The 20,209-nt window shown below is 69.1% G+C and carries 15 protein-coding genes; 6 read left to right on the forward strand and 9 right to left on the reverse strand.

Features of this window, described 5'->3' with window-relative positions; genetic code table 11:
* Positions 1-117: 117 nt before the first annotated feature.
* Positions 118-1,362, forward strand: a complete 1,245-nt coding sequence (locus ADBZ5U_RS03580; RefSeq protein ID WP_526262447.1) for an aminodeoxychorismate synthase component I — start codon at positions 118-120, stop codon at positions 1,360-1,362.
* Here the strand turns inward: ADBZ5U_RS03580 and rsmI are convergent.
* Positions 1,332-2,168: a 16S rRNA (cytidine(1402)-2'-O)-methyltransferase gene (gene rsmI / locus ADBZ5U_RS03585; protein ID WP_526262449.1), complete on the reverse strand. Its 837-nt coding sequence runs from the start codon at positions 2,166-2,168 to the stop codon at positions 1,332-1,334. The genes ADBZ5U_RS03580 and rsmI overlap by 31 nt on opposite strands.
* Before the next feature lie 24 nt (positions 2,169-2,192).
* Here rsmI and ADBZ5U_RS03590 point away from each other — a divergent pair, with 24 nt between their 5' ends.
* A complete protein-coding gene (locus ADBZ5U_RS03590; RefSeq protein WP_526262451.1) occupies positions 2,193-3,743 on the forward strand; it encodes a dolichyl-phosphate-mannose--protein mannosyltransferase in 1,551 nt (516 codons plus the stop codon).
* 1 nt (position 3,744) lies between these two features.
* Here ADBZ5U_RS03590 and arcA read toward each other — a convergent pair whose 3' ends face one another.
* From arcA to ADBZ5U_RS03625, 7 genes are all read right to left on the reverse strand, one after another.
* The gene (arcA, locus tag ADBZ5U_RS03595) at positions 3,745-4,941 is read right to left on the reverse strand and encodes an arginine deiminase (protein ID WP_526262491.1); all 1,197 of its coding nucleotides are present in this window, start codon (positions 4,939-4,941) and stop codon (positions 3,745-3,747) included.
* Between the two features lie 20 nt (positions 4,942-4,961).
* Positions 4,962-5,615, reverse strand: coding sequence for a DUF5642 family protein (locus ADBZ5U_RS03600; protein WP_526262453.1), 654 nt, complete (start codon positions 5,613-5,615; stop codon positions 4,962-4,964).
* 38 nt (positions 5,616-5,653) lie between these two features.
* On the reverse strand, positions 5,654-6,706 hold the full coding sequence (gene pat / locus ADBZ5U_RS03605; protein WP_526262455.1) for an acetyltransferase Pat: 1,053 nt from the start codon (positions 6,704-6,706) through the stop codon (positions 5,654-5,656).
* Between the two features lie 15 nt (positions 6,707-6,721).
* Positions 6,722-7,738 (reverse strand): NAD(P)/FAD-dependent oxidoreductase, encoded by a 1,017-nt coding sequence (locus tag ADBZ5U_RS03610; RefSeq protein ID WP_526262457.1) that lies wholly within the window; start codon positions 7,736-7,738, stop codon positions 6,722-6,724.
* Positions 7,735-8,244, reverse strand: coding sequence for an isoprenylcysteine carboxyl methyltransferase family protein (locus ADBZ5U_RS03615; protein WP_526262459.1), 510 nt, complete (start codon positions 8,242-8,244; stop codon positions 7,735-7,737). Before ADBZ5U_RS03615 ends, ADBZ5U_RS03610 begins: the two co-directional genes overlap by 4 nt.
* 24 nt (positions 8,245-8,268) lie before the next feature.
* Positions 8,269-9,363, reverse strand: a complete 1,095-nt coding sequence (locus ADBZ5U_RS03620) for a type III polyketide synthase (protein ID WP_526262461.1) — start codon at positions 9,361-9,363, stop codon at positions 8,269-8,271.
* Positions 9,364-9,465: 102 nt separating this feature from the next.
* Positions 9,466-11,691, reverse strand: coding sequence for an MMPL family transporter (locus tag ADBZ5U_RS03625; protein WP_526262463.1), 2,226 nt, complete (start codon positions 11,689-11,691; stop codon positions 9,466-9,468).
* 210 nt (positions 11,692-11,901) lie between these two features.
* Between ADBZ5U_RS03625 and ADBZ5U_RS03630 the strand changes: the two genes are divergently transcribed.
* The 4 genes from ADBZ5U_RS03630 to pap all read left to right on the forward strand — a co-directional run bounded on the left by ADBZ5U_RS03630 (position 11,902) and on the right by pap (position 19,611).
* Positions 11,902-14,397, forward strand: a complete 2,496-nt coding sequence (locus ADBZ5U_RS03630) for a glycogen/starch/alpha-glucan phosphorylase (protein WP_526262465.1) — start codon at positions 11,902-11,904, stop codon at positions 14,395-14,397.
* Between the two features lie 15 nt (positions 14,398-14,412).
* Positions 14,413-16,893, forward strand: a complete 2,481-nt coding sequence (locus ADBZ5U_RS03635; RefSeq protein WP_526262467.1) for a phosphoketolase family protein — start codon at positions 14,413-14,415, stop codon at positions 16,891-16,893.
* A gap of 98 nt (positions 16,894-16,991) precedes the next feature.
* The gene (locus ADBZ5U_RS03640; protein WP_526262469.1) at positions 16,992-18,026 is read left to right on the forward strand and encodes an alpha/beta fold hydrolase; all 1,035 of its coding nucleotides are present in this window, start codon (positions 16,992-16,994) and stop codon (positions 18,024-18,026) included.
* A 100-nt stretch (positions 18,027-18,126) separates the two neighbouring features.
* On the forward strand, positions 18,127-19,611 hold the full coding sequence (pap, locus tag ADBZ5U_RS03645) for a polyphosphate:AMP phosphotransferase (protein WP_526262471.1): 1,485 nt from the start codon (positions 18,127-18,129) through the stop codon (positions 19,609-19,611).
* 12 nt (positions 19,612-19,623) lie between these two features.
* On the opposite strand, the gene ADBZ5U_RS03650 is transcribed toward pap, so the two are convergent.
* Complete coding sequence (locus ADBZ5U_RS03650; protein WP_526262473.1) at positions 19,624-20,076, reverse strand: VldE C-terminal domain-containing protein; 453 nt, start codon at positions 20,074-20,076, stop codon at positions 19,624-19,626.
* Positions 20,077-20,209: the final 133 nt, after the last annotated feature.

The following is a 20,209-nucleotide window of genomic DNA, read 5'->3' on the forward strand; positions in this document are numbered from 1 at the left end:
CCCCCTCCTTCCCCCCCTCCTTCCCCCCCTCCTTCCCGCGAGCAGACGTAAAGTTCCCCACACGCCCGGCGTGTCGGCGCACTTTGCGTCTGCTCGCGGGGAGGGCAAGCTAGTCCGGTGCGGGCCGAGCGAATACAGAACCTGGGATCGCCCGCCGACGTACTTCGGGCGGTGGACGACGGCGCCCGCCGTGGCGGCCTACCGCCCCCGGCCGCCCTGATCGGCGAGTGGTTCGGCTCGAAGGCGGTGATCGCCCCGTCCCTGGCCGTGGATCCGATCGACCCCGCAGCGGTGTTCGACGTTGCGCCCGGCGGGAGAACCGATGCCGTCGGAGGGGGTTGGATGGGCTATCTGTCCTACCCCCACCCCGGCTCCGACGGCACCCCGCCGCGGATCCCGGAGGCCGCCGGCGGGTGGACCGACTGTGTGCTGCGGCTCGACAGCGACAACGTGTGGTGGTACGAAACCCTCACCGGCGCAAGGCTTCCCGACTGGATCACCGCAGCGCTGAAATCCGGGGGCGGTGATGGCAGCTGCGACGTCAGCTGGCAGCGTCCCGATTCCGCCGAGCACCGGCGCGGTGTGCTGGCCTGTCTGGAGGCCATCAGCGCAGGCGAGGTCTACCAGGCCTGCGTCTGCACCCGGTTCACCGGCGACGCCAGCGGCTCGGCGCTGCACTTCTTCGCCGACGCGGTGGCACGCACCACGCCGGCCCGGGCCGCCTACCTGGCCGGCGACTGGGGGGCGGTGGTGTCGCTGTCACCGGAACTGTTCCTGCGCCGGGTCGGCGAGGACGTCAGTTCCAGCCCGATCAAGGGCACCCTGCCGCTGCAAGCCGACCCGGAACTGCTGCGCGCCTCGGCCAAGGACGTGGCGGAGAACGTGATGATCGTGGACCTGGTGCGGAATGACCTGAGCCGGGTGGCGCGCACCGGGTCGGTGACCGTCCCGGAATTGCTGGCGGTGCGGCCCGCCCCCGGGGTGTGGCATCTGGTGTCGACGGTGTCGGCGAAGGTGCCCCTGGATGTGCCGAATGCCGACCTACTGGCCGCGACGTTCCCGCCCGCCTCGGTCACAGGTGCGCCGAAAAGCCGTGCCTGCCAACTGCTCTCACAGTGGGAACCGCACCGGCGCGGCGTCTACTGCGGTACCGTCGGGATGGCTTCACCGCTAGCCGGTTGCGAGCTGAACGTGGCGATCCGCACCGTGGAGTTCGACCCGGCCGGCCGGGCGGTGCTGGGGGTGGGCGGCGGCATCACCGCCGACTCGGACCCGGATGCCGAGTGGCAGGAATGCCTCGACAAGGCGGCGCCGATCGTGGGCCGGAGTCATCATTCGCGCGCCCGCAGCACGGCCTCGTAGAGTTCGCGGCGCGAGGGGGAACCGGGGTTCGCGTCGATCACCGCCGCGCAGGCGCCCTTGACCCGCATTCCCTCGTCGACCAGGGAGAGCACCTCGGCCACCAGCGAATCCAGATCGGCCACCGGCGTCGCGCCGGCGAGCACCACGGTGACCTCACCGAGCACCCCGCCGGCCGCCCAGGCGGCCAGTTCGCCGAGGCTTCCGCGGCGGACCTCCTCATGGGTCTTGGTCAGTTCCCGGCACACCACCGCACGGCGGTGTTCGCCCAACTGCTCGACGGCGTCGTCCAGGCACTGCGCCAGTCGCCGCGGCGACTCGAAGAACACCGCGGTGCGCGCCTCCCCGGCCAGACCGGCCAGCCAGGTCCGCCGCGCGGACTGCTTGCGCGGCGCGAAGCCCTCGAAGCAGAACCGGTCCGAGGGCAGCCCGGAGACGGCCAGCGCGGTGGTCACCGCAGAGGGCCCCGGCAGGCAGTGAACCGGCAGCCCCGCGTCGATGCAGGCCGACACCAACCGGTAGCCGGGATCGTTGATCAGCGGCATCCCGGCGTCGCTGACCACCAGCACCGTCGAGCCCGCGGCGACGTCGGCCACCAGGGCGGGGACCCGGGCGGCTTCGTTCTGGTCGAACAGGCTGACCACCCGCCCGCCGATGGTCACCTGCAGCGAGGCGGCCAGGGCCCGTACCCGGCGGGTGTCCTCGGCGGCCACGACATCGGCGTCGGCGAGTGCGGCCACCAGCCGTTTCGACGCGTCGGCGGGCTGGCCCAGCGGCGTGGCGCCCAGGAGTAGTCGGCCGGTGCTCATCGCTCTCAGCCTACGATTGCGCTGATGACCATCACGGCTGACGACCTCGACGCGCCCGCGCGCGACGTCCCCGTCGTCAGCCCCGCCCCCCTGGTGCCGGTGGCCGACTTCGGGCCGACCGATCGACTGCAGGGCTGGGCGGCGGCGGCGGTGGTGGGCGCACTGGCGGTGCTGACCCGGTTCATGAACCTGGGCTCGCCCACCGACGCCGGCACCCCGATCTTCGACGAGAAGCACTACGCCCCGCAGGCCTGGCAGCTGCTGCACAACTACGGGGTGGAGGACAACCCCGGCTTCGGCCTGGTGGTGCACCCGCCGCTGGGCAAGCAGTTGATCGCCGTCGGCGAGGCGATGTTCGGCTACACGGGGCTGGGCTGGCGGTTCACCGCGGCGGTGTTCGGCGCCGTCCTGGCGGTGCTGGTGACACGCATCGTGCGGCGGATCAGCCGCTCGACGGTGATCGGCGCGATGGCCGGGCTGCTGATAGTGGCCGACGGGGTCAGCTTCGTCGCCGCCCGGACCGCCCTGCTGGACATCTTCATGACCGTCTTCATCGTCGGGGCGTTCGGCGCCCTGATGGTCGACCGCGACGAGGTCCGCGCCCGGATGCACACCGCCCTCATGGAGGGTCGCATCGACGAAACCCCCTGGGGCCCGAGACTCGGCGTGCGGTGGTGGCGGTTCGGCGCAGGGGTCCTCCTGGGTTTCGCCTTCGCCACCAAGTGGTCGGGGCTGTACTACATCGCCTTCTTCGGGTTGATGACGCTGGGCATGGACGTCGCCGCGCGGCGGGCCTACCGGGTGGCGCGCCCGTGGTCCGGGGTGCTGCGACGCGACGCCGGACCGGCCGCCTATGCGTTGGGCCTGATCCCGTTCGGGCTCTACCTACTGGCCTACGCGCCGTGGTTCGCCTCGGAGACCGCGGTCAACCGGCACGAGGTCGGCCAGTCGATCGGCGAGCGACAGTGGTGGCAACCGCCGGACGCCGTGCGGTCGCTGTGGCACTACACCTACAAGGCCTTCCACTTCCACTCGACGCTGACCAACTCAGCCGGCAACCACCACCCGTGGGAGTCCAAGCCGTGGACCTGGCCGATGTCGCTTCGGCCGGTGCTCTACGCCATCGACCAGAACGACGTTCCGGGCTGCGGCGCCGCGTCGTGCGTCAAGGCGGTGCTGCTGGTAGGCACCCCGACGATGTGGTGGGTGGCGGTCCCGGTGCTGGGGTACGCGGCCTGGCGGGCGGTGGTGCGACGCGACTGGCGCTACGCCGTGGTGCTGGTCGGCTATCTGGCCGGTTGGCTGCCGTGGATGGCCAACATGGACCGGCAGATGTACTTCTTCTACGCGGTGCCGTTGGCGCCGTTCCTGATGATGGCCATCGCGCTGATCCTCGGCGACATCCTCTACCAGCCGACCCGCAACCCGGAGCGCCGAACTCTGGGCATCCTGGTGGTCTGCATGTACCTGGCACTGGCGATCACCAACTTCGCCTGGCTGTTCCCGGTGCTGACCGGGCTACCGGTGTCGCAATCGACCTGGGACCTCCAGATGTGGCTGCCGAGCTGGCGCTGAGTCAGAGCGGATCCCGCGCCGCCGGGCAGGACATGCACCGGGGCCCGCCGCGCCCGGTCCCCAGCTCCGCCGCGGCGATCGGCAGCACCTCGATGCCGGCCCCGGCCAACCGGGAGTTGGTCTCGGTGTTGCGTTCGTAGGCGACGACCACCCCCGGCGCCAGGGCGAGGGTGTTGTTCCCGTCATCCCACTGCTCACGCTCGGCGGTGACCGGGTCCAGTCCGGTGTCGATCACCCGGAGACGGTCGATCCCCATCGCGGACGCGGCGGCGTCGACGAACGGCTGCTCGTCGAGGATCCGCACCCCGCCGGGAGCCCGGGTGATGGTGAAGGCCGACAGCGAATGCCGCACCGCCGGGTACATCACCACCGCGTCGACGTCGACCATGGTGCACACGGTGTCGAGGTGCATCGTGGCGCGCTGCTGGGCGATGGGGACGGCCAGCACGGTGTGGGCCAGCTCGTCGTCGAACAGGCTGCGCGCCAACGCCTCCGCACCGGCCGCGGTGGTGCGCTCCCCCACCCCGACCGCCACCACGCCCGGCGCCAACAGCAGAACGTCGCCGCCCTCGACCGGCGCGGTGTGGGACTCGTAGGCCCGGCGTACGCCGCGGAATCGCGGATGGTGGGCGTAGATCAGGTCGGTCAGCGAGGTCTCCCGGGCACGGGCCGGCAGGGCCAGTGCGGTGATCGCGAACCGGGGGCCGATCCAGAACGACGAGTCGCGGGTGAACATCAGGTTCGGCAGCGGGTCGATGACGAAGTCGCCGCCCTGATGCATCCGCCGCACCAGGGAGGTGTCCCCGCCCGCATCCGCCGGCAGTTCGGCGAAGGTCATGCCCGCGATCAGCACGTGCGCCAACTCGTCGGGCTCCAGACCCCGCAGGTGGGCCGAAAGCTCCTCGGCCAGGTGCGGTCCCAGCCGGCGCGCATCCACAGCGGCGGCGATGCCCTGCATCCGGGCGGCGCCGGACCCGAGCGCCTCGGTGAGCAGATCGGCCAGCAGCAGCACCTCGACGCCGCGCGACCGCAGCAGGGCGGCGAAGGCGTCGTGCTCCTCCCGGGCCCGGGCCACCCAGGGCAGCCCGTCGAAGAGCAGGGCGTCGTTGTTGCGGGGGGTGAGTCGCTTCAACTCCGCACCGGGGCGGTGCAGGATGACCGTGCGCAGTGTTCCGACCTCGGAGTCGACGCCCAGCACCGTTTCAGTCACAGGCGGCTCTACTTCCGGACGGCGTTGACACCGGCGATCAACAGGTCGCGGGCGCGCTGAGTGTTCACCGGGGCCGTCGGCTTATCAGGCAGCACAAGGGGATTGGCCGAGACGATCACCTGATAGTCGCCGAAGTGCGCGGAGTAGTTGAACACCTCGCCGGTGCGGGGCTTGCCGTCGGTCGCCAGCGTCTGCACCACCCGGTGCACCCCGATGGTGGTGGCGCCGTCGATCTTCGGCACCTCCACCGCTTCGACGGTGCCCCGCACGGCCCCGCCGCCGAACGTCACCCTGCGGCAGTCGTCGCCCGGCTCGGCGACCGGGACGGGGGCGTTGGTCTGCACCGCGATCACGATGAAGCGGGTTCCCTCGCCCTCCGCGGAGACCGCCGCCATGTTGCCCTCGGTGCCGGGGGGCACCAGTTGGCCGGTGGCGAACTTCGCGCAGTCGGCGGGCTCGAACTTCACCCCGTCGGGCAGCTTCTGGCCGGTGAGGAACTTCGGGTCGATACCGGTCGGGGGCACCTCGGTGACGGAGAACTGCTTGCCGAAGCTCGACTTCAGATCGGTGATCCCGCCGATGTCGGCCGCCGGCGCCGGCTTGCCGCAACCGGCGAGCGCGGCAACACAGCCGCACACCGCGATGGGCTTGGGGGACAACATCGGGGTTAATGTACCGGCAACGGCGGTCAACCGGCCGATCACCGCCGCCGAGTCGGCGGCGATGTCGAATCCCGTCTGGAGTATTCGCCCCCGGAGGCGCGGACGACTTCCCTTGTCATGGATCGGATCTCGTCGACCATCCTCTGGTCGATGCGTAGTCGTTCGATGGTCGGCACCTCGAAGTCCGTGGTGACCACACCGGGTTCGTCGCGCTCCCACTCCACACCGAAGCGCTCCAGGATGGCCCGCATCGCGTGGTTCTCGGCCAGGCAGCGGGCGGTGAACCGCTGCACGCCGCCGACGCGCGCCGCGACGGTGACCGCGTCCATCAGGAAGCCGCCGATCCCACGGCCCTGGTATTCGTCGGCGACGATGAACGCGATCTCGGCCACCGCGGGATCCCCGACGTCGCGCACGAACCGCGCGTCGGCGACGACGGGCCCGTCCACGCCGTCGACGAGCACCCAGACGAAGTGATCGACGTAGTCGACGTGGACCAGGTAGTTGACCAGCGACGGACTGGGCGCCGAGGCCGACATGAACCGGAGGTACAACGTCTCGCTGGAGAACTCCACCGTCGGGTGGTTGAGGCGCTCGCTGTCGCCGGGCAGCACGGGACGTAGCAGCACCTCGGTGTCGTCCTCGAGAGTCACCGCGACGGGGGTGATGAACGCGGCCAGGCGCTGACGGACGAAGCGCAGCATCCGCTCGCTGACCCCCGGAAGGTCGACCATGGCGACGAAGGCCTTCTCGTCGCCGACGAACCCGGTCAGCGCCTCCGTTGCGGTGACGGTGGCGGTGCGGGGCCGGTCGCGCAGCAGGGCGATCTCACCGACGATGACCCCGGCCGCGGCCTCGTCCACGAGCACGGTGCCGTCGTCGTTGGCATGGCTGACCTCGACCCGGCCGGACTGGATCAGGATGAAGAAGTCGGCCTCCTCCCCCTGCCGCATCAGCACCTGACCCCGCTCGGCCCGAAGCGGCCGCAGCCGTTCGGCGACGGGTCCGAGTTGCTCCGCCGAGCAGTCGGCGAACAGGCCGATCCCGGCCAGGCTCTCCCCGGGCCGGGGTTCCTCCCGCTCTGGAGTCATCGTCGGCTCACCAGACTAGTAAGCCAGAAGATTCACGATTCCGCCGAACACCCCGGGCAGCGCACCGGCCGCCGGCACGATCGCCGCACGGACCCCCCGCACCCCGCTGGCCTGCAGCAGTCCGGCGGTGAGCAGCCGGTAGCGGCGGGACATCGCCCGCCACTGCCGGTCGTAGTCGCCGGGGGTCTCGGCCAGCACGGACTTCACCGCCAGTTCCGCGCCGCCGAAGGCGATGCCGAGACCTTCGCCGGTGAGCGCGTCGACGTAACCGGCGGCGTCCCCCACCAGCAGCACCCGGCCCGAGGCCCGGGCGCGCACCCGTTGGCGCAGCGGACCGGCGGCCCGGTCGGGACCGTGGGCCGCATCGCCGAGTCGGGCCGCCAGCGCGGGGAAGTCGAGGAGAAGATCGCCGAACCTGCCCTGCCGCGAGGTCAGGATCGCCACGCCCACGGTCTCGTCGGAAACCGGGGTGACGTAGGCCTCGGTGTCACGGGCCCAGTACACCTCGACGGTGTCGCTCCACGGCGCGATCCCGTAGTGCCGCCGGATGCCCCACCGGCGGCGGGCGGTCGCGGGACGGTTCAGGCCCAGGGACCGCCGGATCGGGGAATGCAAGCCGTCGGCGGCGGCCAGATAACGGGCCTCCAGGTCGCCGCAGCGCACCGACGTCGCATCCTGGTGGACGGCACCGATCTCACCCGCGACGATGCGGACGCCCAACGCCGTCGCGGTGTCATGCAGACCCTCGTGGAGCACGGTGCGGCGAACCCCCAGCCCCGTTCCGGACCGGAAATAAGCCGGGACGCGGCGGCGGTCGTCAAGGTAGGTGATGCCCCGGAAAGGCTTGCCGCGCAACGGGACACCGATGCCGGTGAGCTGTTTGACGGTATGCGGCATCAGGCCTTCGCCGCATGCCTTGTCGATGGGGCCGCGGCGGCGGTCGACGACGACGGCCTCCAGGCCGGCGCGGGCGGCGTGGATCGCGGTGGCCAGTCCGGCCGGCCCGCCGCCGGCGACCAGCAGGTCGATCATGCCAACCTCGCGAGCGCCGAGTTCTCGACGCCGATGCGCTTGGCGAGCAGAAGGGCGTTGAGCGTGGTGAAGACCGCCGCCGTGATCCAGGCGCCGTGCACCAGGGGCAGCGCGATGCCCTCGGCCACCACGGCGACGTAGTTGGGGTGCGGGATCAGCCGGTAGGGGCCGCCGGTGATGCGCTCGGCGCCGGGAACGACGACCACCCGGGTGTTCCATTGCCGGCCGAGGGTGCTGATGCACCACCAGCGCAGCGCCTGGGCGGCCAGGACCACGGCCAGCATCGGCCAGCCCAGCGCCGGCGTGAACGGCCGGTGCAGTGCGAAAACCTCGACCAGACAGCCAACCAGCAGCCCGGTGTGCAGCACGACCATGGCCGGGTAGTGCCCGGCCCCGAACTCCACGCCGCCACGGGCACGGCTCCACGCCAGATTGCGCCGCGCGACGACGAGTTCGGCCAGGCGCTCGACGCCGACCAACGCGACTAATAGGACGTACCAGTTCACGACAGTGTCAATCCCACAGTTGCGTCAATCCCACTGCATCAGAACGAGTTCCGAGCAGAACCCGGGCCCCATGGCCATCATGACACCCGGCCCGGGTACCGATCCCTTGGCGATGGTGTCACGCAGCACGTGCAGGACCGACGAGGAAGACAGGTTGCCGACGTCGGCCAGCGAGCGCCAGGTGAGCTCCAGGGCGTCGTCGGGCAGACCGAGGCTGGAGACGATGGCTTCGATGACCTTCGGCCCACCGGGGTGGCTCACCCAGGTGCCGATGTCGTCGACGGTGAGGCCGTGGCCGGCCAGGAAGGCGGACATGTCGCCGGGCAGGTGCCGGCTGACGACCTCGGGCACGTCGGGTGAGAGCACCAGTTGCAGACCGGAGGCGCCGACGTCCCAGCCCATCGTCCGCAGCGACCCGGGATAGAGATGGCTTCGGCTGTCGAGGACAGCCGGGCCGGTGACGCCCATCCGGGCGGCCCGGCGTTCGCCGACGACGACCACCGCCGCCGCCCCGTCGCCGAACAGTGCGGTCCCGACGAATCCGGCCACCGTGGGCTGGACCGCCGGGAAGGTCAGCGAGCACAACTCCACCGACAGCAGCACGGCCACGGAGTCGGGGGCGCCGAGCAGATAGTCGTGCAGCCTGGCCACCCCGGCCGCGCCGGCCACACAGCCCAGGCCGAACACCGGCACCCGCCGGACATCGGCCCGCAGTCCCAGTTTCTGGGCCACCCGCGCCTCCAGTGAGGGCACCATGATGCCGGTCACCGTGGTGGACATGATCAGGTCGACGTCGCCGGGACCCAGGCCCGCCTCGTCGAGTGCGGCGCCGACCGCGGCGCAGCCGAGTTCCACGGCGTTCTCGATGTAGATGTCGTTGGCTTCGCCGAAGTCGGTCAGGGTCCGGTACCGCTCCAGTGGCAGCACCAGGTTGCGGTGTCCGACCTTCGCCGCGCGGTGCATCTGTCGGACGATCTCCCCGTGCTCCGCCATGGCGGGCAGGGTCAGGAAGGCTTCGGCGATCTCCTCCTGGCTGAAGCGAAGCGCCGGCAGGGCGCCCTGGACCCCGGCGACCACGCTGACGGGTCCGGCCGCGCCGGGCGGGGATTTGCTCGTCATCTGACCAGTATGTCCGGATCGCCACGCCCGCAACTCCGGGGACCTTCGAATGCCCAGGTGATCGGCACCCGTGTCATCGAAGTGTCACAGCAGTGAGCGGCGTCATCCGGGCCTGCCCGCCTCACTGATGCCGAAGCGGTCGTGCAGGCGGCGCATCGGACCCGGCGCCCACCAGTTCCACCGGCCCATCACATGCATGAACGCGGGCACCAGGACCAGGCGCACCAGGGTGGCGTCCACCAGGATGGCAAGGGTCAAGCCGACCCCGAACAACCGCATCACCGCCACCTTGGCGGCGATGAGCGCGGCGAAGGTGATGGTCATGATGAGCGCGGCGGCGGTGATCACCCGGCCGGTGTGCGCCAGGCCCAGGGCCACGCTTTCGTCGTTGTCGGAGGACGTCCGCCCGGACGCGAGCCAGAACTCCCGGATCCGGGAGACCATGAAGACCTCGTAGTCCATCGACAGGCCGAAGGCCACGCAGAACAGCAGGACCGGCATGTTGGCCACCAGGGTGCCGGTGGGGGTGGTGCCCAGGGCACCCAGATGGCCGTCCTGGAAGATCCACACGGTGGCCCCGAACGCGGCCGACAACGACAGCACGTTCAGCGTCAGCGCCTTGGCCGGAAGGATCACGCTGCCGGTGAGCAGGAACAGCAATGCCAGCATGACGGCCGCGATAAGGCCCAGCACGATCGGCAGCCGCGAGGTGATGGCGTCGACGCTGTCGCGGTTGGTCTGCGCGAGGCCGCCGAATTCGACGGTCCGCCCGCTCGGTGTGGGCACCGCGTGCAGTGCGCTCAGTTGCGTTTCGGAGGCCTCGGAGAACAGCGGCACCGAACTGGCGACGGTCAGCAGGATGCTGCCGGACTCCTCACCGGTGGCGGCCACCGGCGGCCCGGCAAGCCGGCCCCCGGTGAAGGCACCGCCGGGCGCCGACACCGAATTGACGTCGGCGACCCGCGACAGTTCCGCGGCGTAGCGCTCGACCTCGGCGCCGGCCAGACCGGCCGCGTCGGTGATGACGATCGGCACCTCGGAGTCGGTGTCGATCTCGAAGTCCGACCGCAGCAGGTCGCCGACCTGGTGGGCCGATGCGGATTTCGGCAGCACCCGGTCGTCGGGGAAGCCCGGCCGCACCCCGAGGAACGGCGCGCCCAGCACCGTCAGCAGCGCCACCCCGGCCAGACCGATCGGAACGGCCCGGCGCATGACGAGCTTCGTCGTGCGGTACCAGAATTGCCGTGTCACCGGGACGGGCGCCGGTTCGGGCCGGCCGAGCATCCGGCCCAGCCCGCGGCGGACGTCGAGAGCGTCCAGGCGGTCGCCGAGCAGCATGACGGCCGCCGGCGTCACGATGACAGCGGCCAGTGCGGCGAACGCCACCGTGGCGACCCCGGCGTAGGCGAAGGAGCGCAGGAAGTTCATCGGGAACAGCACCATCGCCGCCATCGACAGTGCGACGATGACCGACGAGAACAGCACGGTGCGCCCGGCGGTGACCATGGTGGTCGCCACCGCTTCCTCGCGACGGGCTCCCCCGGCCATCTCGTCGCGGTACCGGCTGATCATCAGCAGCGTGTAGTCGATGGCCAGCGCCAGGCCCATCGCGGTGGTCAGGTTCAGCGCGAAGATCGACACGTCGGTGACGAATGTGACGGCGTGCAGCACGGCCAGCGAGCCCAGGATCGCCAGCACTCCGACTCCGACGGGCAGCGCGGCCGCGTAGAGCCCGCCGAAAACCCAGATCAACACCAGGAAGCTGAGCGGAACCGCGATCGCTTCGAGCAGCAGCAGGTCCCGCTTGGACTGTTCGGTGATCTCGAGGTTCACCGCCGCGGTCCCGCCCGCGCGCACCACGACTCCCCCGCTCTCGCCGCTGACCGCGTCGGTGAGTTGCTTGGTGTACTTCTGCTGCTCGCTCTCGGTGCCGATCACCCCCGTCACGATCAGGCCGGACTTCTCGTCGGCACTGACCAGGGCGGCCGCAGCCGGCCCCTCGGCGGTCCACGCCGAGTCGATGTCGGCGACGTGCCCGGAACGTTTGAGCAGGTCGATGGCTTCCGTGGCGACCGCGCGGGCCCGCGGGCTGTCGTAGCGGTCCGGAGCGGTGACCACAAGTACCAGTGGGACGTCGCCCTGGCCGAACTTCTCGGTCAGCATCCGCGTCGCCCGGGACGACTCGGCGGTCGGGTCCTGGAAGCCGCTGGGGGAAAGCTTGTCGGCGACCGGTAGGCCGAAGGCCCCGACGATGACCGCAAGCAGTGCGGCGGCGACGACGATCCGCCGGGGAGCCGCGACGGCGAGCCGGGCGATGCGATCGAGCAACAGTCATCCTCTACGTCGGCGGTCCGACCCCCACGACCACGGTAACCCCGCGGCCCCCGCCGGCCACCGCCCACGGACCCGGGTGAGTGCTGTGCGATGGGCGAACGTTCACCGTGCGGTTACCGGAACGGCAGGTCGACGCCACGGCCCGGTGCCATACTCGCGACAGGGAAGCCTGGCCAGAAACACGGACACATCGGGGAGCGCGGGATGAGCGAAGTCGTATACACACCGGCCGGGGCGGACGCCGAAGAGGTTCGCACCGGGATGACGGCCGCGTCGCTGCGCAAGGCCATCGAGGATCATCTGCGCTACAGCCTGGGCCGCCCGGTTCAGTTGCTGCAACCGCAGCACTACTACCACGCGCTGGCGCTGGCGGTACGCGACCGCATGCAGAAACGCTGGACCGACACCACCCAGACCTACCTCGACCTGTCCCGCAAGGTGGCCGTCTACCTGTCCGCGGAGTTCCTGCTGGGCCCGCATCTGGCCAACAACCTGCTGAACCTGGACCTCGAGGACGAGGCCCGGGCCGCCCTGGCCGAACTCGGGCAGGACTACGACACCGTCGTCGCCTGCGAGGAGGAACCCGGTCTGGGCAACGGCGGGCTGGGTCGCCTGGCGGCGTGCTACCTGGAATCTCTGGCGACGTTGCAGCGCCCGGCGATCGGGTACGGCATCCGCTACGAGTTCGGGATCTTCGACCAGGAGATCCGCGACGGCTGGCAGGTCGAGCGGACCGACAACTGGCTAGCGCCCGGCAATCCATGGGAGATCGCCAAACCGGAACTGAATTACGAGGTCGGCTGGGGGGGCCATACCGAGCACTTCACCGACGCCGACGGTGAGCCGCAGGTCCGCTGGAATCCGGAGCGGATCGTCAAGGGCGTCTACTACGGCACGCCGATCCAGGGCTACGGGGTCAACACCTGCAACACCCTGACGTTGTGGAGTGCCCATGCCGTCAATGCCCTGGTCCTGGAAGCATTCAACGCCGGGGATTACTACAGCGCCGTCGAGGACCAGGTGATCTCGGAGAACGTGACCAAGGTGCTCTACCCCAATGACGAGCCGGAGGTCGGCAAACAGCTACGCCTGCTGCAGCAGTACTTCTTCGTATCGTGCTCGCTGCAGGACGTCTTGCACCTGATGGAGGACTTCCTCGGCGTGACCGCCCACCAACTACCCGATCAGGTTGCCATCCAGCTCAACGACACCCACCCCTCGATCGCGGTGGCGGAGTTGATGCGGCTGCTCGTCGACGTGCGGGATTTCAGCTGGGACGACGCCTGGCGGATCACCGTGGCCACGATGGCCTACACCAACCACACCCTGCTGCCCGAGGCGCTGGAGACCTGGCCGCTGCAGATGTTCGAACGGTTCCTGCCCCGCCACCTGGAGATCATCTACGAGATCAACAGCCGATTCCTCGACGAGGTTCGCGCGAAATTCCCCGGTGACGACGCACGGGCCCGGCGGATGTCGCTGATCGGCGAGGACGGCGCCCGCAGCATCCGGATGGCGCACCTGGCCACCGTCGGCAGCCACGCCGTCAACGGCGTCGCGGCCATGCACTCCGAACTGGTGAAAACCACCATCCTCAAAGACTTCTACGAGATGTGGCCGGAGCGGTTCTTCAACAAGACCAACGGCGTGACACCGCGCCGGTTCATCGGTCTGGCCAACCCCGGACTGCGCAAGTTGCTCGACCAGACCATCGGCGACGGCTGGATGGTGGACCTGCAGAAGCTGCGCGGACTCGAGCGTTACGCCGACGACCCGTCGTTCCAGCAGCGCTGGACGGCGGTCAAGCGGGAGAACAAGCGGCGTCTCGCCGACTACGTCGCGGCCAAGACCGGTATCGAACTCAACCCGGACTGGATGTTCGACATCCAGGTCAAGAGAATCCACGAGTACAAGCGCCAACACCTCAACGCGCTGCACATCATCACCCTCTACAACCGGCTCAAGGCGAATCCCGGCCTCGAGATCGCGCCGCGGGCTTTCATTTTCGGAGGCAAGGCGGCCCCCGGCTACTTCATCGCGAAACTCATCATCAAGCTCATCAATTCCGTCGCCGAGACGGTCAACAACGACCCGGAGGTGAACGGCCGGTTGAAGGTGGCCTTCATCCCGAACTTCAACGTGCAGAACGGCCAGCTGATCTATCCGGGCGCAGACCTGTCCGAGCAGATCTCCACGGCCGGCAAGGAGGCCTCCGGCACCGGCAACATGAAGTTCATGATGAACGGGGCGCTGACCATCGGCACCCTTGACGGGGCCAACGTCGAGATGCGCGAGGAAGCGGGCCCGGAGAACTTCTTCCTGTTCGGGCTGACGGTGCAGGAGGTCGGCGAACTCCTGGCCGGTGGGTATCGCCCGCGCGACTACGTCGCGGCCGATCCTGAACTGGCGGAAGCTGTTTCGGCGATCGCCGAGGGCCGGTTCTCGCACGGCGACACCGAGGTGTTCGCGCCCCTGGTCTCCAACCTGGTCGACCACGACCCGTTCCTGGTGCTGGCCGACTACGCGGACTACATCCGCTGCCAGGGCGAGGTGGACCGGACCTGGCAGGACCGGAAGGCCTGGGCGCGGATGTCGATACTCAACAGCGCCCGCAGTGGGAAGTTCTCCTCTGACCGCCCGATCGCGGAGTACTGCGACGAGATCTGGAACGTCAAACCCGTCGTGATCGAGGAGAGTTGACCGAGAAGGAGAAGCATGGCCGCAACGGATGAAAGTTCCTGGCGCACCGGCTCAGGCGGCGCGCTGACCGACCAGGTGGTCAGCCAGATCGACGGTTGGTTCCGCGCGGCGAACTACCTCTCGGTCGGACAGATCTACCTCCTCGACAACCCGTTGCTGCGCACGCCGTTGTCCCGCGACGACGTCAAGCCGCGCCTACTCGGCCACTGGGGCACCACCCCCGGGCTCAACTTCCTCTACGCCCACCTCAACCGGGCGATCAAGGAACGCAGCCAATCGACCGTCTACATCACCGGGCCCGGCCACGGCGGGCCCGGCCTGGTGGCCGGCGCCTACCTGGACGGCACCTACAGCGAGACGTATCCGGACATCACCCGCGACATCGAGGGCATGCGGCGGCTGTTCCGGCAATTCTCCTTCCCGGGCGGCATCCCTTCGCACGTCGCCCCGGAGACCCCCGGTTCCATCCACGAGGGCGGCGAACTGGGGTACGCGCTGTCGCACGCCTACGGGGCGGCGTTCGACAATCCCGACCTCCTGGTCGCCGCGGTGGTCGGCGACGGCGAGGCCGAAACCGGTGCGCTGGCAACCAGTTGGCACTCCAACAAGTTCATGAACCCCGCCAAAGACGGCGTCGTGCTGCCGATCCTGCACCTCAACGGCTACAAGATCGCCAATCCGACTGTGCTGGACCGCATCCCGCAAGACGAGCTGCGCAGTCTCATGGTCGGCTACGGCCACAATCCGTACTTCTTCGAGGTGAAGGAGGACTCGGAAACCGGCGGGGATCATCTCGACGCGCATCGCCGCTTCGCCCGACTGCTCGACGATGTGCTCGACGAGATCGCGGCCATCAAGGCGCGGGCCGCCGGTGGCGACGAGTCCCGTCCGGCGTGGCCGATGATCATCTTCCGGCATCCCAAGGGCTGGACCGGGCCGGCCTACATCGACGGCAAGAAGACGACCGGATCCTGGCGGGCCCATCAGGTTCCGCTGGCCAGCGCCCGCGACACCCCGGAGCATCTGCAGGTGCTCGCCGAATGGCTGGGCTCCTACCGCGCCGACGAACTGTTCGACGAGAACGGCAGGCTGCAGGACTGGATCGCCGATCTGGCACCGGCGGGCACGCTGCGGATGAGCGACAACCCGCACACCAACGGCGGCCTGCTGCTGAGAGATCTCCGGCTGCCGGACTTCAGGGACTACGGCGTGGAGGTGCCCGCGCCCGGCGCGTCGTTCGCCGAGGCGACCCGCGTTCTGGGCCAATGGCTCACCGACGTGGTGCGCCTCAACCCGGACAACTTCCGCATCTTCGGACCCGACGAGACGGCGTCCAACCGGCTGCAACCGGTGTTCGAGGTAACCGACAAACAGTGGAACGCCGAATTCTTCGGCCCCGAGGTCGACGACCACCTGGCCCGTGCCGGACGGGTCGTCGAGATGCTCTCGGAGCACCAGATGCAGGGCTGGCTGGAGGGCTACCTGCTGACCGGCCGGCATGGGCTGTTCAACTGCTACGAGGCGTTCATCCACATCATCGACTCGATGTTCAACCAGCACGCCAAGTGGCTCAAGGTGACCAACGGCATACCGTGGCGGCGCCCGGTCGCGAGCCTGAATTACCTTCTTTCCAGCCACGTCTGGCGTCAGGATCACAACGGCTTCAGCCATCAGGACCCGGGGTTCATCGACCACGTGGTCAACAAGAGCGCCGATGTGGTTCGGGTTTACCTGCCGCCGGACGCAAACACCCTGCTGTCCACCTACGACCACTGCCTGCGCTCGCGCCAGTACGTCAACGTCGTCGTCGCCGGGAAGCAACCCCATCCCAACTTCCTGACCATGGACGAGGCGGTCGCGCATTGCACCCGGGGACTGGGCATCTGGGAGTGGGCCGGCACCGAGAGACACGGTCAGGACCCCGACGTGGTGCTGGCCTGTGCCGGCGACGTCCCCACCCTGGAGGCCCTCGCGGCGGCCGACCTGTTGCGCCGGCACATCCCGGAGTTGGGGGTGCGGTTCGTCAACGTGGTGGACCTGATGAGGCTCCAGGACGCCGGCGAGCATCCGCACGGCCTGAGCAACCGCGAGTTCGACATGTACTTCACCGCGGACAAGCCGGTCGTCTTCGCCTACCACGGCTACCCGTGGCTGATCCACCGACTGGTCTACCGGCGCAGCAACGACAACCGGGTGCACGTCCGCGGATACAAGGAGGAGGGCACCACCACCACGCCGTTCGACATGGTGATGCTCAACGACCTGGACCGCTACCACCTGGTGATCGACGTGATCGACCGGGTGCCCGGGCTGGGCTCGCGCTACGCCGCCCTGCGCCAGCAGATGGTGGACAAGCGCATCGAGGCCCGGGAGTACACCCGCGAGCACGGCGACGATCTCCCGGAGGTCCGGGACTGGGTGTGGCCGGCTGCCCGCGGGGTGCGGAGCGAGTCCCCGGTCGCGGCGACGCTGGCCACCGGCGGCGACAACGAGTAGCGATGCCTCCCCGAGTGGAAGGGTCGGCCCGGCGGGCCTAGGATTGCGGCGTCGATGGCGGGCGGTCAGGTCCGACGGTGCAAAGGCAGGTGGTGGGCATGGCACATCCCGATCCCAGCCCGCTGCCGGTCGATGTCACCGACCCGATCCCGGAACTGCAGTTCCGCACCATTCACGGTTACCGGCGGGCATTCCGGATCGCCGGTTCGGGCCCGGCACTGCTGCTGATCCACGGCATCGGCGACAATTCCACGTCCTGGGGGCCGGTGCACGGCAGGTTGGCCCGCCGGTTCACCGTCGTCGCCACCGATCTGCTCGGCCACGGTCAGTCGGACAAGCCCCGGGCGGACTACTCGGTGGCCGCCTACGCCAACGGCATGCGCGACCTGCTCAGCGTGCTGGGCATCGAGAAGGCGACCGTGGTGGGGCACTCGCTGGGCGGCGGGGTCGCGATGCAGTTCGCCTACCAATTCCCGCACCTGGTGGACCGGCTGGTCCTGGTCAGCGCCGGCGGGGTGACCAGGGATGTCAACATCGCCCTGCGTGCGGCCTCGCTCCCGGTCGGCGGTGAGGCTCTCGCCGTGTTGCGGTTGCCGCTGGTGCTGCCGACCCTGCAGATGCTGGGACGCATCCTGGGCACGGTGATCGGGTCGACCGGGCTCGGCCGCGACCTCCCCAACGCGCTGCGGATCCTGGCCGAACTTCCCGAGCCGACGGCCTCGGCGGCCTTCACCCGCACCTTGCGGGCGGTGGTGGACTGGCGCGGCCAGGTGGTCACCCTGCTGGACCGATGTTATTTGACCGAATCCATTCCGGTGCAATTGGTTTGGGGCGACAAGGACGTGGTGATCCCGGTCAGCCACGCCCACATGGCGCATGCGGCGATGCCGGGTTCGCGGCTGGAGATATTCGTCGGTTCGGGGCATTTCCCCCACCACGACGATCCGGAACGCTTCGTCGATCTCATCGAGGACTTCATCGAGGCGACCCCGCCGGCCCAGTACGACCACGAGGTGCTCAGGGAGTTGCTCCGCAAGGGCAGCACCGAACACGCGCTTTCGGCGTCCGGGGAGATCGGCGCCCGCATCCTGGTTCTGGATGCGCTGGAGAGCGACGAGCGCAGCGCGACGTAGCCATGTCGCCCGACGGCGGCAAACAAACCCCGCGAACCCTCCGGTGATGAGAAGGTGAAGTTCACCTTTCGGTGACCCGGTGGGCGGAGGGAGTCCGGCGATGCTTGAAGTCTGCGAAGTCAACAACAAGGTCAGCAGGGAAGACTACGAGGCGGCGATCCCCGATTTGCGGCTGGGACTGATCAACGCGCAGTACGACCTCCGCGGCGCGAAGTTCCCCGCCATCATCTGGATCGCCGGCGACGACCGACTCGCGGCCAACGAGTTGGTGAACCGGCTCAACGAGTGGATGGACTCCCGCTACGCCGACACGCGGGTCTTCGCCGACCCCACCGACGAGGAGTACCAGCGACCGCATCTGTGGCGCCTCTGGCGCTCGTTGCCGCCGAAGGGCCGGGCAGCTTTCTTCGTCGGCGGGCTCATGCGGGCGGCGATCCAGCGCGCCAGGGACGAGATCAGCGAACCGGAGTTCTCCGTCTGGCTGCGCCACATCGCCAACATGCAGAACGAACTGGTCGCCGACGGCGCACTGATTCTGAAGTTCTTCCTGCACACCCCGATCAAGGAGCAGAAGAGGAAGCTGAAGAAGGCGGAGAAGGATCCGCACGAAGGCTGGCAGGTCGACCAGCGCGACTGGAACGGGATCGACACCCTCGGTCCGGTACTGCCCATCGCGGAGCGGATCCTGCGTGAGACCAGCGCACCCGGTGCGCCGTGGACCATCGTGGAGTCCACCGACTCCCGCTACCGCGACATCACGGTCGCACGGACCATCCTTTCCGCCCTCAACGCCAGGCTGAAGGAGGACGCGTCGCACCGGGGACCCGCGCTGGCGGAATCGGTTTTCGGGGACGTCGACGCCGAAGCCAATGTGCTCTCCGGGGCCGACCTGACCCAGTCGCTGACCAAGCAGGCCTACCGGGAGCAGCTGGCCAAGGAGCAGGCCAGGCTCAAGAAGCTGTCCTTGGAGGCCCGCCGGCGTGGGATCAGCACGGTGCTGGCATTCGAGGGTTGGGACGCCGCCGGCAAGGGCGGGGTGATCCGTCGCATCACCGGAGCGCTGGAGGCCGGCGACTACCGGGTGATCCCGGTCGCGGCCCCCACCGAGGAGGAGCGCAAGTTCCACTACCTGTGGCGGTTCTGGCGGGATCTGCCCGCGGCCGGCAAGGTCGTGATCTTCGACCGCACCTGGTACGGGCGGGTCCTGGTGGAACGGCTGGAGGGCTTCGCCAGTCCGTCGGAATGGCAGCGGGCCTTCGACGAGATCAACGACTTCGAAGCCCAGATGGTCGAGCGTGGGTACTACACGGCGAAATTCTGGATGCACATCTCCCGGGAGGAGCAACTGGCCCGCTTCAAGGCCCGCGAGGACACCCCGTACAAGAAGCACAAGATCACCGAAGAGGACTACCGCAACCGGGAACGTTGGGACGAGTACGTCGCCGCCGTCGATCAGACCATCCTCCGGACGTCCTCGGATCAGGCCCGCTGGCATGTCATCCCGGCCAACGACAAGCAGTTCGCGCGGGTGACCACCCTCAGGGCCATCAACAAGGGCCTGGCCCGTCGGCTGCGGGAAAGCTGACCTCCCGCACCGTCAGCCCTCGGAGGCGTACTCCTCGGCTCCGGTCGGGTAACCACCGCCGAAGGTGGTGATGTGGACATGGTCGTAGTGGCCGTAGTTACCGCCACCGGGACCGGCCGGCGTGTAGTAAGTCCCGCGCCAGATCACGTCCATCACGCCGAACTTCTCGGCGTTCTGCAGCATGTAGTCGCGGATGGCGTCGCCCAGGGCGATGCCTGACTCACTGCCGGCGTCGGGAATCATGATGTCGATCGCACGGCCCGACGGATGCCACGGTTTGGAGTCCGGCCGAACGCCGATGATGTTCTGGATCTCCGGGAATTTCGCGCACACATTCCGCATCACCCGGATCGTCTCGACCTGCAGACCCTGCTCGGAACCCACACCGGGCGGGAGTAGACGAGGACTGGGATCGGAGTAGGCCGCCGGCGCCACGGCGGGGGCCACCGGAACAGGAGCGGCCACCGGAACAGGAGCGGCCACCGGAGCAGGAGCGGCCGCAGGAGCGGCCGCGGGGGCAGGCCCGGGTGCGCCGGCGGGTGCGTGAACCGCGCTCAGAGCCTCGGCAGCATCTGCCACCGGCGCCGATTCGGCCACC

Origin of the sequence: Mycobacterium sp., from assembly GCF_040398885.1 — a bacterium.
GTDB lineage: Bacteria > Actinomycetota > Actinomycetes > Mycobacteriales > Mycobacteriaceae > Mycobacterium.